Source organism: Streptomyces sp. NPDC050564, from assembly GCF_044457265.1.
Lineage (GTDB): Bacteria > Actinomycetota > Actinomycetes > Streptomycetales > Streptomycetaceae > Streptomyces.
In genome coordinates this window covers 25,638-40,589 of sequence record NZ_JBITGS010000059.1, presented here as the reverse complement: position 1 = coordinate 40,589, position 14,952 = coordinate 25,638, and the positions used below count along the sequence as shown (strand labels likewise).

12 protein-coding genes and 4 pseudogenes are annotated in these 14,952 nt (G+C 67.6%); 8 read left to right on the top strand and 8 right to left on the bottom strand.

What is annotated here, in order from left to right; translation table 11 throughout:
- Positions 1–614: 614 nt before the first annotated feature.
- A pseudogene (locus ACIBK0_RS47615) lies at positions 615–740 on the top strand (IS481 family transposase); the annotation flags it as partial.
- Between the two features lie 208 nt (positions 741–948).
- Here ACIBK0_RS47615 and ACIBK0_RS47610 read toward each other — a convergent pair.
- The 5 genes from ACIBK0_RS47610 to ACIBK0_RS47590 all read right to left on the bottom strand — a co-directional run bounded on the left by ACIBK0_RS47610 (position 949) and on the right by ACIBK0_RS47590 (position 6,238).
- Entirely contained in the window at positions 949–1,914 is a 966-nt protein-coding gene (locus tag ACIBK0_RS47610; RefSeq protein WP_399095387.1) for an alpha/beta fold hydrolase, read from the bottom strand.
- A gap of 2 nt (positions 1,915–1,916) precedes the next feature.
- On the bottom strand, positions 1,917–2,864 hold the full coding sequence (locus ACIBK0_RS47605) for a zinc-binding alcohol dehydrogenase family protein (RefSeq protein WP_399095383.1): 948 nt from the start codon (positions 2,862–2,864) through the stop codon (positions 1,917–1,919).
- A gap of 102 nt (positions 2,865–2,966) precedes the next feature.
- Positions 2,967–4,355: a Dyp-type peroxidase gene (locus tag ACIBK0_RS47600; protein WP_399095379.1), complete on the bottom strand. Its 1,389-nt coding sequence runs from the start codon at positions 4,353–4,355 to the stop codon at positions 2,967–2,969.
- 81 nt (positions 4,356–4,436) lie between these two features.
- Entirely contained in the window at positions 4,437–5,564 is a 1,128-nt protein-coding gene (locus ACIBK0_RS47595; RefSeq protein ID WP_399095376.1) for a catalase family protein, read from the bottom strand.
- A 170-nt stretch (positions 5,565–5,734) separates the two neighbouring features.
- Positions 5,735–6,238 carry a hypothetical protein gene (locus ACIBK0_RS47590; RefSeq protein ID WP_399095373.1) on the bottom strand — a complete coding sequence of 168 codons (504 nt, stop codon included), beginning with the start codon at positions 6,236–6,238 and terminating at the stop codon, positions 5,735–5,737.
- A 495-nt stretch (positions 6,239–6,733) separates the two neighbouring features.
- Here ACIBK0_RS47590 and ACIBK0_RS47585 point away from each other — a divergent pair, with 495 nt between their 5' ends.
- From ACIBK0_RS47585 to ACIBK0_RS47570, 4 genes are all read left to right on the top strand, one after another.
- Positions 6,734–6,907 carry a hypothetical protein gene (locus ACIBK0_RS47585; RefSeq protein WP_399095399.1) on the top strand — a complete coding sequence of 58 codons (174 nt, stop codon included), beginning with the start codon at positions 6,734–6,736 and terminating at the stop codon, positions 6,905–6,907.
- 61 nt (positions 6,908–6,968) lie between these two features.
- Positions 6,969–7,814 (top strand): IS5 family transposase, encoded by an 846-nt coding sequence (locus tag ACIBK0_RS47580; RefSeq protein ID WP_399095370.1) that lies wholly within the window; start codon positions 6,969–6,971, stop codon positions 7,812–7,814.
- Positions 7,815–7,981: 167 nt separating this feature from the next.
- Entirely contained in the window at positions 7,982–8,899 is a 918-nt protein-coding gene (locus tag ACIBK0_RS47575; RefSeq protein WP_399095396.1) for an amino acid permease, read from the top strand.
- On the top strand, positions 8,896–9,486 hold the full coding sequence (locus ACIBK0_RS47570; RefSeq protein ID WP_399095367.1) for a hypothetical protein: 591 nt from the start codon (positions 8,896–8,898) through the stop codon (positions 9,484–9,486). Before ACIBK0_RS47575 ends, ACIBK0_RS47570 begins: the two co-directional genes overlap by 4 nt.
- A gap of 22 nt (positions 9,487–9,508) precedes the next feature.
- Here ACIBK0_RS47570 and ACIBK0_RS47565 read toward each other — a convergent pair.
- Positions 9,509–9,927 (bottom strand): annotated as a pseudogene (locus ACIBK0_RS47565) (cytochrome P450); the annotation flags it as partial.
- A 306-nt stretch (positions 9,928–10,233) separates the two neighbouring features.
- Between ACIBK0_RS47565 and ACIBK0_RS47560 the strand changes: the two are divergent.
- Complete coding sequence (locus ACIBK0_RS47560; protein ID WP_399095393.1) at positions 10,234–11,475, top strand: PP2C family protein-serine/threonine phosphatase; 1,242 nt, start codon at positions 10,234–10,236, stop codon at positions 11,473–11,475.
- A 60-nt stretch (positions 11,476–11,535) separates the two neighbouring features.
- Here the strand turns inward: ACIBK0_RS47560 and ACIBK0_RS47555 are convergent, their stop codons facing one another.
- A complete protein-coding gene (locus ACIBK0_RS47555; RefSeq protein ID WP_399095364.1) occupies positions 11,536–12,261 on the bottom strand; it encodes a PAS domain-containing protein in 726 nt (241 codons plus the stop codon).
- 182 nt (positions 12,262–12,443) lie between these two features.
- Between ACIBK0_RS47555 and ACIBK0_RS47550 the strand changes: the two are divergent.
- A pseudogene (locus ACIBK0_RS47550) lies at positions 12,444–12,857 on the top strand (cytochrome P450); the annotation flags it as partial.
- On the opposite strand, the pseudogene ACIBK0_RS47545 reads toward ACIBK0_RS47550, so the two are convergent.
- A pseudogene (locus ACIBK0_RS47545) lies at positions 12,826–13,266 on the bottom strand (transposase); the annotation flags it as partial. The pseudogenes ACIBK0_RS47550 and ACIBK0_RS47545 sit on opposite strands and share 32 nt — an antisense overlap.
- A 224-nt stretch (positions 13,267–13,490) precedes the next feature.
- Here ACIBK0_RS47545 and ACIBK0_RS47540 point away from each other — a divergent pair.
- Entirely contained in the window at positions 13,491–14,720 is a 1,230-nt protein-coding gene (locus ACIBK0_RS47540) for an IS701 family transposase (protein WP_373558883.1), read from the top strand.
- The last annotated feature ends 232 nt before the right edge of the window (positions 14,721–14,952 follow it).

Below are 14,952 nucleotides of genomic sequence, written 5' to 3'. Positions count from 1 at the left end.
CCTCAAACGCCGCCTGTCCAACGTGGTCTACCGGATCATGAAACGCGACCAACGAGACCTGCTCGCTCAGGCCGCTTGACACACAGAGGCGCTATGGGGACACGCCCTGTGGCTCGGTGACAGCAGGCACCACCCGCAACGGCAGTCGACACGCCCGTGACAAGACACTTTGGTCAAAGATGTCATGAGTCAGACCCCGCCCCGAACGGCGCTACGCAATCGTCCCACTGCCCCCGGCACAACCCCATGACCCGACCGCTCCCGGGAGACTTCGTCCGAACCGGCACTGAACCTGCTCTGGACGGGATAACGATGAGTTGACTCCGCGTCCACCCGTGACCGGCATTGACGGACAGCCGAGCGGCCCGGCGCACAGGCTGCTCTTCCTCGACCACCACACTGACGGCCTCGAACCCTCATCTTGGTAAACGGCCGACTCCAAGTCCTATAACTGCTGGGCGAGGTCCTCGCCGGCTTCCCCCAGCTCCTCCACGAGGTGGGTGCTCTACGCGGTCCTGGCCGCTGACGTGCGAGCACCGGCGGTTCGCCCCTACTCGATGTGCGGCGGGATCGCGCCGAGGGATCCTGCCCCCCAGCGGCTGCGGCCCTAAACCAGCAACGCCGAACGCACCGCCGCCCTGGCAGACTTCCTCCACACCTACAACCACCATCGCTGCCACACCGCACTCGGCGGCCACCCACCCATCAGCCGCGTGAACAACGCTGCGGGTCAATACACCGCTTACGTCTTGAACCACCCGGCGATCGGCCACGCGTACGCCGCCGATTCTTCGCGTCACAGCGACGTCGAGAATCCACAGAGTGGAGGTGGCATCGCACGTACCTCGAAACTCAGGGACCGTAGATGTCGGTGACGGCGCCCGCACCACTGTGGGCGCCCGCCGCTGCCGAAAAGACGTGCCGACTTCGACCGCAGCCGACTGATCGTCACCTGTGCAGGGTGCCGAGGAATTCCAGGAGCGCCGCATTCACCTCGTCGGGTCGCTCCTCAGCGATCCAGTGGCCGCAGCCGGGCAGGATGTGCGCCGGTCCGATGGTCGGGTGGAGTGTGGGTAGGGCGGGGATGAGTTGGTCCATCCCCGGGAACCCGTAGACCAGGTCTCGATCGCCGGTGAGGTAGCAGCCGGGCACGCGGTACTGTGCGCCGTCCCATGGGGCAGTCAGCTGCCAGTTCCGGTCGAAATTGCGGTACCAGTTGAGAGCGCTGGTGAACCCGGCTTCGGCGAACTCCGTCGCGAGTGTGTCGATATCGACTTCGGTGAGCCAGGCGGGCAGTTCCTCAGGGTCTTCGAAGAGGTCCAGGAATCCCCGTCCCGGTGGGACAAGCGGCTCGACCGGCGGGTCGCTGTGCGGGGTGTCGCCGGAGAGCCCGTACATCACGCGGCGGAAGGTGGTGCGCGGGTCCTTCGCGAGTTCGGCGTCCGCGACGCCGGGGGCCTGGAAGTAGTTCCAGTAGAACCGGCCTTCGAAGCGCTCGCGCATCGCTTGCAGCGGAGGGACAGGACCGCGTCGCGGCGGCGGGACACTGAGGCCGACGACCCCCCGGGCCACGTCAGGCCGCATCAGCGCGGTGGACCAGGCCACCCGGCTGCCCAGGTCGTGGCCGATGACCACGGCCTGCTGTACTCCGAGTGCGTGGATCAGGCCGATGATGTCGCCGACGAGGTGCAGGATGGTGTATTCCTCAACCGCGGGAGGCCGGTCGCTGCGACCGTAACCGCGCTGGTCAGGTGCAACAACATGGTATCCGGCCTCGGCCAGGGGCGTGAACTGGTGGCGCCAGTTGTACCAGCATTCGGGAAAGCCGTGGAGCAGGAGGACCAGAGGCCCTTCGCCCTCCTCCGCGATGTGCAGCCGAACTTCTCCGACGGTGACGCTGCGGTGCTCGACCATGGTCACCCCTCCCGCAGGTCGAGGGCGATCTTGCCGCGAACGGCGCGTTCCGCGATCAACTCGAGCGCTTTGTTGACGGCGCTCAGCGGCAGCGTCCGGCCGACGACCACGCTGAGACGATGCTCCGCAAGCGCCCGCAACGCCTCCAGCAGCCCGGCACGGTGCACGTTGTCCGGATCCCTGAGGCCCCCGTAGCCCAGGATCCGCAACGCGGAGCGGTAGATGGTCTGGAGGGGCACCGTGCCCGTTGGACCGGCTGAGGTCCCGAAGATCACCAGGCGGCCACGCGGGGCCAGCGCCTCGATCGCAGCACCGGTGAAGCCGCCACCGAGTGGGTCGAACACCACGCTCGGCTGCAATTCGTTCACCCGCTCGACAAGATCGTGGACATCACCCACCACTACCCGGTCCGCACCCTGGGCTCGGAGCCATTCGACGTTGCCGGGGTCACCGCTCTGACCCCAGACCGTTGCTCCGAGCCGGTGGACCAGCGAAACGATGGTCGAGCCCACGCCACCGCTCGCACCGAGGACGAGGACCCGGTCGTCGGGCGTCACTCGGCCCAGCTCGGTTACCGTCCGCCAGGCGGTCACCCCCGCGACGCCCATGACGGCAGCGTGCCGCAGCTCGACGCCGTCGGGCACCTCGATCAGCGCGGAACGTGGGACCACGGCGCGGGTCGCCCAGATACCGTCCCGTGTGGCTCCCACCCCGTGGCCGAAGACCACGAAGGGTTTGCCATCCACCAATCCCGCGCCCTCGGCTCCGAGAGTGCGCGGAACCGGTGATCCGGCGTCCACCTTGCCCAGGGCCCGGTAACGGTCGACCGGGTTCACCCCGCCGTACGCCATCTCCATCTCGACCTCGTCGGCGCTCGGCGCGGGCAGGTCGACCTCCGTGACCTCGAGGGGGCGGCCGTGCTCCACCAGTCGCGCTGCCGTTGTTTTCATTCGCCACTCCCTAGTCGAGTCCCGGCAGGCGCTTGACGGCCTCGCGCTTTCTGACCGCGCTGCCGTTTTCCGGCGTACGCGGTGACTACCGCCCCCTGACGCTCAGGAACCGGACTCGGCGAGCCAGTTCAGGGCCCGGATGCCAGGCACGAACAAGTACTCTCCGCCCGTGGTGACCACGAAGCGGGGCAGCTGCTGCAGCCGTCGGCGGATGGGGCGCTTGGGGATGGTGAACACCCCGGTGCCGTCGTTGGCTCCCACCAGCGGGTCCTTTTCGTCGTCGAGTCCGGTGAAGTTGCCGTCGTTGATCCACTGGGACTTGATGAACTCGAACTGCCGTGCGAGGTCGGTGCCCATGAAGATGAACACGATGCCGCGGTCTTCGCCGTCGTCCTCCAACTGTCCTTCGGGGAGTGGGGGGCCGTAGGTGGCGGCTCGGCGCAGGGCGCGGTGGATGGTCGGGTCGACGAGCCCTTCCACCAGGGAGTCGCGCGGGTAGGCGCGCCGGATGTGAGAGCCGAGGGGGCAGCGCAGGCCGCGCGGGTCCTCCTCGTGGTAGGAGAAGTCGTTGACGCGCTGCGGGTCGGAGGCGAGGGCGGGGTCGTCGTGCTCGGGGGCGAGCATGAGGGGCGCCCCGCTGCGCCAGCGGCCGACCATCTTCGCCGCGAGCAGCTCTTCCTCTTCGGGTGAGTCGGCGTTGGCGTTCAGGTACTGGCGGAAGGCCGAGACCCGGGTGTGCAGTTTACGGAAGGCCAGGTAGGTGCCGTTGCAGCCCAGGACCTCCGGCTGCGGCATGGGTGCGGGCTCGCCCAGCTGATTGACGTAACCCATCAGGAACTCGCCGGCCTTGATGGCGTCGCCGAAGCCGGGCAGGTAGCCGTAGTGGTCGGGGCTCGTCTGGAAGATGTCGGCTACGCCGCTGCCCTCGATGTCGGGTTCGCCGATACCGTCGACGAACCCAAGATGAGTACGCCCGGTGGGCAGTTGCGGCGTGTCGATCCGGTAGATCACCGAAACGCCCGGCAGATCGTGGTGAGCCTGGTGGGCGATGTCCAGCACGGACTGCAGCGTGGCGTCATCCGGGGCGAACAGGGCCAGCGCCACGTGCACGTCCGTGCTGCCCAGAGGAGGATCCCAGTGCTCGGGGCTGCTCTCACCGACATCACCGAGGGTCTCGGCACGGGCGGCCATCCCCTCGCGGAACTCCGCCGGAAAGCTGTCCAATGACTCCTGGGGGACGCCCAGGACACGCAGTCCGGAATAGCTCAGAGCCACGTTCAGCCAGGCCCGCTCCGGCGGATTCCACCAGTCGACCGCCGTGGCCACATCGGGTGCCAGACGCCGCAGCATCCGGCGGCCGTCCGCGGGATCGTCGACGCGGAGCAGGAAGTAGGCGCCGGTGTAGGGCGAGGGCCGTTGCCGCAGCACCGTGCCCTGGATGTCCGCCAGCTCGAGTACCTGTTCCTGGTGCGTCGTCCCCGTCGTTGCCACGTCGCTCCTTCTCGCTCTTGCCGTGCCGCGTCGGCCCACTGCGGAAACAGGGGCGCCGTTCACGTCCTGGCAGTCAGGTCCCTACTGCAACGGAAGCACGTCGTCGGCGCTGCGGGGTTCTTTGCGCTCCTGGTCGTTCAGCTTGTGTCGAAGGATGGAGGAATTCCGGTACACCTCTTTGCGGACCCGCATGATGTTGCCGAGGGGCCGGTGTTCCGCCGTCACCCGCCACGGATTCAAGGACAGAGCGTCCAGTTTCCTGAGGTTGTCCTCGCCGGAGATGTCCTGCTGCGGAATCCGGAGCTTTGCCACCGTGACGGACGGGGACAGTTCCTCGGACCATTCGACGGTGACGTCTTCCACCGGCATCTGCTCCAGGTCGGCACAGAGCTGGACCTGGATATCGAACTCGTAGGGACGCTCACGCAGTTCTGCCACCAGAGCCGGCCGGAAGACCTCCGGTGCCGATGCCGGATCGACACTTCGCTGCACCACCTTGTCGGCGAAGCCGCCAGCGGGCGCCATGCGTACCTTGGCGATGTAGTCGCCATGCCGGACCGAGCCCATCGTCCAGTAGGTCGACAGCAGCAGGTTCACCAGCGGCCGCTGCGAGACGGAAAGGAACGCCCGGAGCTCCTCCCAGGCCCACTCCTCCGGAGGCAGGGATCCCTTCCCCGTGACGAAGTCGTGGAGAAACAGGTGGAAGCCGGGCTTGCCCTTGGCCAGATAGGTCGGCGCGTCAGCGACCAGCTCCTGGATGAACGCGTAGTGCTCCGCGGTGTTACAGAAGAAGATCGGCGCGTTGATGTTGGCGTAGTCGAAGGTGCGCGTGTCGGGCTCGTCCTCCAGCAGGGTCGGACCGTCGATGTCGAAGAGCTTCAGCGCCAGTCCGGCCACGCCGCCGAGCCGTGCATCGGTCCCGAGATGGCCGGAGCCGTTGGAGAAGCGGATGAGTGCGTCGTGGCGTCCCGGCGTGGCATAGATGCCCTGCGCGTACTCGGCCGGGAGCTCCTCGAGGATCTCCACCTCAGCCCTGACCAGGGCGTAGCCCTTGGCATGCGCGGAGCGGACAGCCTGCCCGGTACCTTCGGCTGTCACCGAGTCGGCGACGAACCGCCCCGAATCCCGCATCGCGATCTGCAGATTCTTGTCGAACTGCGGGTCATCGGCTTCGACGTCCGGTGTGTACTTCACGAATTCTGTGGCCATGACTCGACCGATCCTTGGTCGCTCGGCGCATCCCCGGGCAGATGCCGTGGTGTCGGACCATCTCTCGAACGGGCTCACTCCCGGCGGGTTCGCCCGCAGACTGTCCCAGTGCCCAGGGCCTCAGGCGTCACGACGAACAGAGCCAGGTGGATGCCGGGGGCGGTGGCCTTTCAGCCCTGGGCCGCGTCGAGAAGCTTGTCGAAGGCTTTGGTGATCCGCTGACCGCGGCGCACGTCCTTCACGGTGGCGTCCGGATTGGCGCAGTACCAGCCGTCGGCCGTCACCTGGTGCTCGGCGATGAAATCTGCTGTTCGCTTCGGGTTGTCGCGAAGGCCCGGCCACCCCTCGACTTCCTCGAAGACAAAGTCCAGCATCTCGGGAACCAACGTGGCGAAGTCATTGATGTAGGGGTCCCAGTCACCGTCGTAGGCAGTGCAGAACAGCAGCTTGGTGTCGTCGTCGAAGATCACGTAGCGCATGTCGTGCACGGTGCCGACGCGCTCCGCGGCTCCGTAGGCCCGCGGGTCGGCGAGCTTGGCGCGCAGTCGATCTGCGCCGCCCGGCTTGAGCGGCAAGATGGTGGTCAGCTCACTGACCTTGCCTTGGCGCCTGCCCACACGACCCGCGCTCTCCACGGGGGGAAGGTCGGTAGCGGGCATTTGGGTGTCAGACATGATGGCCGTACCCCTTCACTCGTCCGAGGAATGGTCGCGGACCAATTCCTCTTACCCCTACCGACGCTACGCCCCTGCGTAGACGCCATGCCACCGCACAACACACCAGGAACAAGGACCCATCTGCCTGAATGGTTAACCACCTGGCGTTTACTCAGTCAGGTCGGTTCAACGACTGCCCGGACGGGATATTTTCCTTTAGTTGCCCAAAGGGACGACGCCAATACCTACCGGGCAGTGACAGACGGCTGTGTGGCACCCGTCCAGCGCGGTGAGCGTGCAGGTCCCCGCAGGCTCTCCGAAGCTGGAATGCAGTGGTCACCTCTCGACCGAAGCGGAGACGTCATGAGCGTTGCCGTTCCTCCCGACCGGCGCCGGGAAGCGCAGTGTGCCTGCCTCGCCCGATCCGTCCGCCACGCACGGTGATGCGGCGCTGATGAACGGCCCGCAGCCCGGTGCCGGCGATACACCCGCCGAAGGATCGGTGAGCTTGCCATGACACTGGGGCCGGCACCCAGGAAACCGCACCCCAAGGTCCCACGGCGGCACGGTGAAGGCGGAAAGTCCCACCTGACAGTGGTCCAAGGGCTGGCCGCACTGTCGCTGGACGCCCTCAGCTCGGTCGCGTACGGCCCGGAAGCCATCGTTGTCGTACTAGAGGGTGTCTGAAAAGCTGGTCAGCGGGCATGTGTGCTGGTAGCGGGGCGGTGGCGCACTCTCGGGGGCTGGGGTGGGCGGGCTGCGTACCCGTTACGCGACGGATCTGTCCGATCCGGAGTGGGAGATCCTTCGTCCGTTGGTGCCGGCGGTCAAGCCGGGCGGACGTCCTGCGAAGCACACACGGCGCGAAATCGTCGACGCGCTGGCGTACTGGCTGCGGGCCGGCTGCGCCTGGAGACTGCTGCCACACGACCTGCCGCCCTGGCAGACGGTCTATCACTACTGGCGACGGTGGCGGCAAGAGGGCGTGTGGGAGCGGATGTTGGCCGCGCTGCGCGAACGCGACCGGGTGCGGCTGGGTCGTGATCCCACGCCCAGCGCAGGCATCGTGGACAGCCAGAGTGTGCGGGCCAGTGAGCGCGGCGGCCTGCACGGCTACGACGGCGCCAAGAAAGTCAGCGGGATCAAGCGTCACCTGCTGGTCGACACCCTGGGCACCGTCCTTCTCGCCTGCGTCAGCCCAGCCAATGTCGGCGACCGGGACGGCGCCGTCGTCCTGTTCGCCCGGGCCGCCGACGCCTTCCCGCGTCTTTGCCATGTGTGGGCGGACCAGGGCTACCGCGGCGCCGACTTCCAGGCCTGGGCACGGGAGGCCACCGGCATCACCGTGGAGGTCGTGCAGCGCCGCGACGGCGGCTTCCGCTCCACCTGGGCTCGGACGGGAGCGCCATCTCGCGAGGTGCCCAACTTCGCCGTTGCCCCGCGCCGTTGGGTGGTAGAGCGGTCGTTTGCCTGGCTGGGGCGCTGCCGCCGTCTGTCGAAGGACTACGAGTACCTGCGCGTCAACTCGGAGAACGCCATCTACCTCACCATGGCCCTGATCCTCCTACGCCGCCTCGCAAGACCAGCCCGCTGACCAGCTTTTCAGACACCCTCTAGTGGCCGCCGGATCGGGCGCGCTCACGGCGATGCTGCCGATCACGCTGGTCATCGCCGGACTGCTGGCCGTCCTGGTCGTCTCCTACCGCCAGGTGATCGCCGTACACCCGGACGGCGGCGGATCCTACGCGGTGGCGAAGAAGTCTGGGCAGACCGGTCAGCCTGCTGGCAGCGGCCAGCCTCATCGTCGACTACGTCCTCACCGTCGCCGTCAGCCTCGCCGCCGGCGCCGCGAGCCTCGCATCGGCGTTCCCCGTCCTTTCCGACCACCTTCTGGCCGTGTGCCTGATTGCACTTGCCGTCATCACCGCCGTCAACCTGCGCGGCATCGCCGACAGCGCACGGGTGCTGCTGCTGCCCATGGCCCTGTTCGTCATCAGCGTGATCAGTGTCATCGTCGTGGGGCTGTTCCGGTCACAGCCTTCGGCAACAGTGGGAACACACGAGTCGTTCCCCGCTGTCGAGGCGCTGGGCGTCCTCCTGGTGCTCAAGGCGTTCTCCGCGGGATGTTCGGCGCTGACCGGAGTGGAGGCCATCGCCAACTCCGTTCCGATGTTCCGCCGGCCTCGCGTCAGACGGGCGCAACACACCGAGCTGTTGCTGGGGTTGCTGCTGGGCGCCATGCTCATCGGGCTGTCCTTGGCGATCCGCCGTCATCACGTCGTGCCGCGCGGTGGTGTGACGCTGCTGGCCCAGCTGACCGCCGGTGCCTTCGGGACGGGATGGGTCTACTACGCCATCACCCTCGTGATCACCCTTGTGCTGGGCATCGCCGCGAACACCAGCTTCGGCGGTCTACCCGTCCTGATGAGTCTCCTTGCCAAGGACGACCGTCTCCCGCATATGTTCGCCCTGCGCTCGGAGCGGCCCGTCCACCGCTGGGGCGTCGCCGCTCTGGCGGTGCTGGCCGCTGTGTTGCTGATCATCGTCAGCGCCGACACCCAGCGGCTGATCCCGCTGTACGCCATCGGTGTCTTCGTCGGCTTCACCATCAGCCAGACCGGTCTCGTCCGGCACTGGATCTCGCAGCGCCCCGGCGTGTGGTGCCCCGGACACTGGTGAACGGCATCGGGGCCGTGCTGACCGCCGTCGCCGGTATCGTCCTGCTCACCACCAAGTTCCTGGCCGGCGCCTGGATCGTGGTCATCCTCGTGCCGCTGCTGATGCTGCTGTTCTCCCGGATCGAGCGCTACTACACGCTCGTCGGGGAAAAGCTCAGCTTGGACGGCACCCCACCGCAGCCCACACGAACCCGCAGTCTGGTCGTCGTTCCCCTGGGCGGGGTCGACGCGGTCGCCGTCTCCGCCGTCAACGCCGCGTACACGCTGGGCGACGAGGTCGTTGTGGTCGCCGTCTTCGACGACCAGGCGAAGGCGGACGCCATGCGCGCCGGCTGGGCCCAGTGGAACCCTGGTGCGCGGCTGGACATCATCGACAGCCCGGAGCACTCCCTGGTGCGTCCCGTCGTCCACTACGTCGAGCGGATCTCCCGCGACGACCGGCAGGTCACCGTCCTCATCCCGCAGCTGGAACCCATGCACGACCGCTACCGGATCCTCCACAACCAGCGCGGCCTTCTCATGGCCGGCCTGCTGAGTTCCCGCACCGACGTGATCGTCTGCCTGCTCAAACTCCGACTGGACCTTTGACCCGGCCCTCACGTGAGGGCACTCATCCGGTGAGGCCCCCGATGGCCACGGGGAGGTGGCGGGGGCCGCGCAGCACCGCGTTGGCGCGGTACGGCGGAGGGTCCTGCCGCAGTTGGAGGTCCTCGACCCGCGGAACAGCTCGGGAAGGGCGAGCTGCGCCTCCATCCGGGCGAGCGGGGCGCCGAAGCAGTAGTGGATGCCGGTGTAGAAGCCGAGGTGCTCGTTGTCCGTGCGGTCGGGATCGAACCGGTCGGGGTTCTCGAAGCGCTTGGGATCGCGGTTGGCCGCGGCCGGCATGAGCCAGACCGGCGCGCCCTTGGGGATGGTGGTGCCGGCGATGTCGATGTCGTCCAGGGCCGTCGTCCACGGGATGAACCGGACCGGGGGCTCGTACCGCAGCACTTCCTCGATGAGGGGGACGGTCAGGTTCGGTTGGCGCCGGTTGAGATCGACGACAAGCCTCATCTCACGATTGGATCGGCATGCCTCTCCCCCAGAATCACCCCTGCCGAAGCCGCTCGCAAAGCGGGAGCGGACCGCGGAGCCGCGCACTCGGCGCCGCCGCCATGGCGGGCGGTCGAGCGGTCGCGGCCGGTGGGTTAGGGCAGGACAGGAGGACAGCCGTGCCGGGCCCGCCCTGGCCAGGGACCTGGCCTGGTTTGCACCGACGACGGATGTTGTGCCCGGTGAGCGAGACCCGTACGGCCCTCATACAGTGAAGAGGTGGGCAGTTCGGCGGCTGGAACAGTGCGAGCGGCCACAGCGGAGGTCGACTACGCTGCGCTTTTCGCTGCCACCCCCAGCCCGTGCCTGGTGCTCCTTCCGAATTTGATGATCACCGCCGTGAACAGGGCGTACTGCCAGGTAACGGGGCGCGCCTGCGAGGATCTGATCGGGAAGCCCTTCTTCGACGCCCTCTTGGTGAACCCCGCGGACCCCGATGCGGATCACGTGCGCGCCCTGGTGGCGGCCTCGCTGGAGCGGGCGCTCTCCACCCGGGAGCCGGACACGACGGCGCTGCTGAGGTACGACATCCCTGTCGCGAGCCGACCTGGCGAGTTCGAGGAGCGATGGTGGTCCCTGATCAACACGCCGGTATTGGGACCAGAGGGGCAGGTGAGCTGGATTCTCCTCCATGTGGAAGACGTAACCGCCTTCGCCCGCGAAGGGCGCCTCCCCGACAAGCCCGGGGCCAGGCAGCGGACGGAGGCCGAACTGTACGAGCGCGCCCGGAAAGTGCAGCGTCTCAACGAAGATCTGCGCCGGGCCAACACCCGCGAGCGGCGGGTCGCCATCACCTTGCAGGAGGCGATGCTCCAGTCGCCCGACCTGGCCCGGCACCAGGATGTCGCGGTGCGATACCTGCCCGCGGTCGGCTCTTTGAATGTGTGCGGCGACTGGTACGACGCTGTCGATCTGCCGGACGGCCGGTTCTGGGTGGCCGTCGGGGACGTGGTAGGTCATGGGCTGGAGGCCGCGACCGTCATGGGCAGGCTGCGCAGCGCACTGTCCGCCGCCAGCCGGGCCGCGGCCGGGCCCGCCCAGGCTCTGGAGCTCCTGGGCGTGTATGCGCGCTCGATCGAAGGGGCCATGGCAACCACGGTCGTCACCGCGCTGATCGACCCGCGCTCCCGACTGGTCATGTACAGCAGCGCCGGCCATCCCCCTCCGGTCCTACTGCACCCTGACGGGCGCTGCACACTGCTGGACCGGGCCACAGACCCACCGCTGGGAGCCCGCCCGGAGCATGTCCCCCGCCCTCAGATCGGTATCGAGTACGGCCGCGGCTCGACCCTTGTGCTCTACACCGACGGCCTGATCGAGCGCCGTGACGAGGACATCGACACCGGCATTCACCGACTGACCGACGCCCTCGTGGAAAGGTGTGTCGGGCTCGCACCGGAGGACATCGCCGACACTCTCCTGACCCACCTCGGCGTCAGCAAGGGAGCCAGTGACGACATTGCCCTGGTCGTCGTCCGTCTCTGAGAAGCGAGTCCGAACATCACTTCGCTGCTCGTAACCCGTCGGCCCTCATCGGCGAACGGGTCACCGTGGCGGTTCCTCCCGTTCCCGGGCGGGTTCGACTTCGGCGGGCGCGGGTGGCCAGGCATGCGGTGAGAGCACCCCGTTCACGTAGGCGCGTGCCACCAGAGCCGTTCTGTTCATGACTCCCCAACGCCGGGACAGGCGCGCCAGGTGATAGTTGACACCGTCTGCGGTCAGGCCGACCTCGGTGGCGATGCGGGTGCTCGTGAAGCCGCTGGCCGCCAGGGCGAGGATGCGTGCTTCGATGTCACTGGCCTGTCCGGATGCCTTCGTCTGCGAGACCGGCAGGTCGGCCGGTTCCTCGGAGACGCGCAGGACGAGAAGCAGGTTGAGCGGACCGTCGGGCGCGGTGCCGATCACGTCGATGGTCAGCTCGCCGCGTCGTTCCGCGCCGACCGCCGGGCACCAGGTCACCTCGACCGGATACCGCGCCCTGCGGCGCAGCCGTAGCGCTTCCGAGAGGGGATCGAGCCGGCGCTGCGCCGTGGGGTGGAAGAGGTCCAGGGCGCGGCGTCCGACGAGGCGGCCGGCGAGCGTGCCCCACTCCGAGGCCATGGCGTGGTTGGCCGAGATGACGGTGCCCTCCGCGTCGCAGAAGGCGACGGGGAGCGGAATTCGGTCGAACAACGCGATGGCCTGGTTGCGCCAGTAGACCGCCTGGTCGCTGTCCCGCTGCGGCGCGCGCGGGCTCGACTCGCCGCCCGCCCGATGCTCTGGAGTGTCCATTCGCTGCTCCCGCCGGACGTACATGTGGTGTGGAGGGATGGCAATCCCACGCGCACCGATACCTCTACAAGAATTAGTAGCAGTGGCGCGATCCAGGGCATTCCGGCGGAGTGACGGTGGAGGAGTGCCGCCCACCTAGGGCGACAGTCCCTGAACGATCCACCGCAGAGGGGTGCATCTCCATGACCGACACCCAGTCCTTGCCACAGGCGGCGAGCGAAGACGTTCCGGACGGCGTTCCCGTGATCGACATCTCCGCCACCGGGCCCGGCGAGACGCCTGTCCTCCAGCTGATGGAGCTGGCCCGGGGGCACGGCCCGGTCTTCGTCCAGCGCCTGCACGGCCACGACACGCTCTTCGTCAGTGGACTGGACCTGGTCACGGAGCTCGCTGACGAACAGCGCTTCTCCAAGGCCCTGAGCCAGGGGCTCGTGAACGTGAGGGAGTTCGCCGGCGACGGCCTGTTCACCGCCTTCAACGACGAGCCGAACTGGGCCAAGGCGCACGACATCCTCATGCCCGCCTTCGCCCTGGGGTCGATACGCGCCTACCACCCGGTGATAGGTCGATCAAGGCGCGACCCTTGGCCGAGGAGTAGGCCAAAAACGTCCCGATCTGGGCAGTTCTCGGTTCTGCCCGCGGTGCCGCTGTACTGGCGCTGGACGCCGGCGGACTTGGTGCCCTTCTTCAGGAAGCCGGTGTCGTCGCCGATCAGCACCCCGTCTTTCGTGCCGATCGTCTCCACCACGCGTAGGCGCGCACGTCGTCGCGAACCGCGTCTTCATCCCACTCGGAGTGGTTCAGCGGACGCTGCACCGAGTCCGGCCGCAACTGTCCGACCTGCTCGGACAGCGTCCACCCGTTCTTCTTCTCCAGCGGCGCGATCAAACCGCCGAGGTAGTCCAGCGCCCGCTCGCGAGGCTCCGACCTGCCGAAACGATGGACAAACCGTGCATGGAGACCGGCTATCCCCTCAGACCACGACTCAACCTGCTCAACCGTCAGCTCTTCAGCACACAGTCATACCAACGCACCACGAACATGATCGTCACGCAGATGCGGTTGCAGTACTAGTACTCCAGCCGCACTTCTGTATTTCTCCTGGTCAACGGCCTGGCGGTGGGGAGTGTAGCGAGGGTTTGGCATGGGTGGGACGGTCTTGGGCCGACCGTCCCACCAACGAGTGCCCGGGCCGCATGTAATGACAGTGCGACGAGCAGTCCGTTGTCGTGATCCACGATGTACCGACGAACACCTGGGACCTGGAACTCGAAGAACTCTTCCTGCAGACCGGAGCCCGCTTTTGCCGTGTAGAAGCCCGGCGGCGGATGCGGGACTACGTCCGCGGACTGCTCGGCCCGGTAGGCCGAAAGAACAGCTGGCAGCTCGCCGAATACGCCGGCCACACCACCCCGCACGGCCTGCAGCACCTGCTCTCCCACAGCCGCTGGGACGCCGACGGCCTGCGCGACGACCTGCAGGCCTACGTGGCCGAACAACTCGGCTGTGCAGACGGCGTGTTGATCCTCGACGACACCGGCTTCGTGAAGAAGGGCACCACCTCCGCAGGGGTGCAACGCCAATACTCCGGCACGGCCGGGCGGACAGAAAATTGCCAGATCGGTGTCTTCGCCGCCTACGCCACCACCCGCGGCCATGCCCTGATCGATCGCGAGCTCTACCTGCCCAAGTCCTGGACAGGCGACCGGGAACGCTGCCGAGCGGCCCGCATCCCCGACGAGCGCACCTTCGCCACCAAGGGCGAGCTGGCCCGCGACATGATCTTGCGCGCCCTGGCCTCCCCGCTCCCCGTCGCCTGGGTCACTGCGGATTCCGCCTACGGACAGGACTCGTGCTTCCGGCGCTTCCTGGAAGACACCAAGCTCTCCTACGTCGTTGCCGTCCCCAAGTCGCAGCAGGTGAACGGCCCGCGCATCGACCATCTCATCACCCAGGCCCCGCCCGAGGCATGGCAGCGTCTGTCGGCGGGGCCAGGAGCCAAGGGCGAACGGTTCTACGACTGGGCCGCCGCCCGTCTGCCCGCCGTGGCCGAGTCCGACGGCGGCGAGCCGACCCGGCAGCGGTGGATACTGGCCCGCCGCAGCATCAGCAAGCCCGACGAGATCGCCTACTACCTCGCCTGCGCTCCACTGGACGCCACCGTCGCCGACCTGGCCCGAGTCGCAGGATGCCGATGGAAGATCGAGGAGTGCTTCCAGAGCGCGAAGAATGAGTGCGGCCTGGACCAGTACGAGGTCCGCCGCTACGTGGGCTGGTACCGGCACATCACGCTTGCCATGCTCGCCCACGCGTTCCTCGCGGTGATGGCCGTGCAGGAGCGCGAAAAAGGGGTGTCGAGGCCGACACACCCGACCTCGTGGACCTCACACCAGCCGAAATCCGTCGTCTGCTGGCAGCTCAACCCGGCCGCCATCCTGCACGCCGCGACCACGCGGTGAACTGGTCCCGATGGCGGCGTCGCCACCAGGCACGTGCCCGACGCTGTCATTACATGCGGCGCGGGCACTCGTTGGTGGGACGGTCGGCCCAAGACCGTCCCACCCATGCCAAACCCTCGCTACACTCCCCACCGCCAGGCCGTTGACCAGGAGAAATACAGAAGTGCGGCTGGAGTACTAGTACTCCAGCAGCGTTTCGCTATCTGGCCTGGTCAGAGGCGTCGTCCGGAGT

Excerpts from the sequence above, each read along its gene's own strand:
- ACIBK0_RS47590 (WP_399095373.1), bottom strand. The coding sequence starts at position 6,238 with ATGTCTGACACCCAAATGCCCGCTACCGACCTTCCCCCCGTGGAGAGC.
- ACIBK0_RS47555 (WP_399095364.1), bottom strand. The coding sequence starts at position 12,261 with ATGGACACTCCAGAGCATCGGGCGGGCGGCGAGTCGAGCCCGCGCGCG.
- ACIBK0_RS47605 (WP_399095383.1), bottom strand. The coding sequence starts at position 2,864 with ATGAAAACAACGGCAGCGCGACTGGTGGAGCACGGCCGCCCCCTCGAG.
- ACIBK0_RS47610 (WP_399095387.1), bottom strand. The coding sequence starts at position 1,914 with ATGGTCGAGCACCGCAGCGTCACCGTCGGAGAAGTTCGGCTGCACATC.
- ACIBK0_RS47585 (WP_399095399.1), top strand. The coding sequence starts at position 6,734 with ATGACACTGGGGCCGGCACCCAGGAAACCGCACCCCAAGGTCCCACGG.
- ACIBK0_RS47595 (WP_399095376.1), bottom strand. The coding sequence starts at position 5,564 with ATGGCCACAGAATTCGTGAAGTACACACCGGACGTCGAAGCCGATGAC.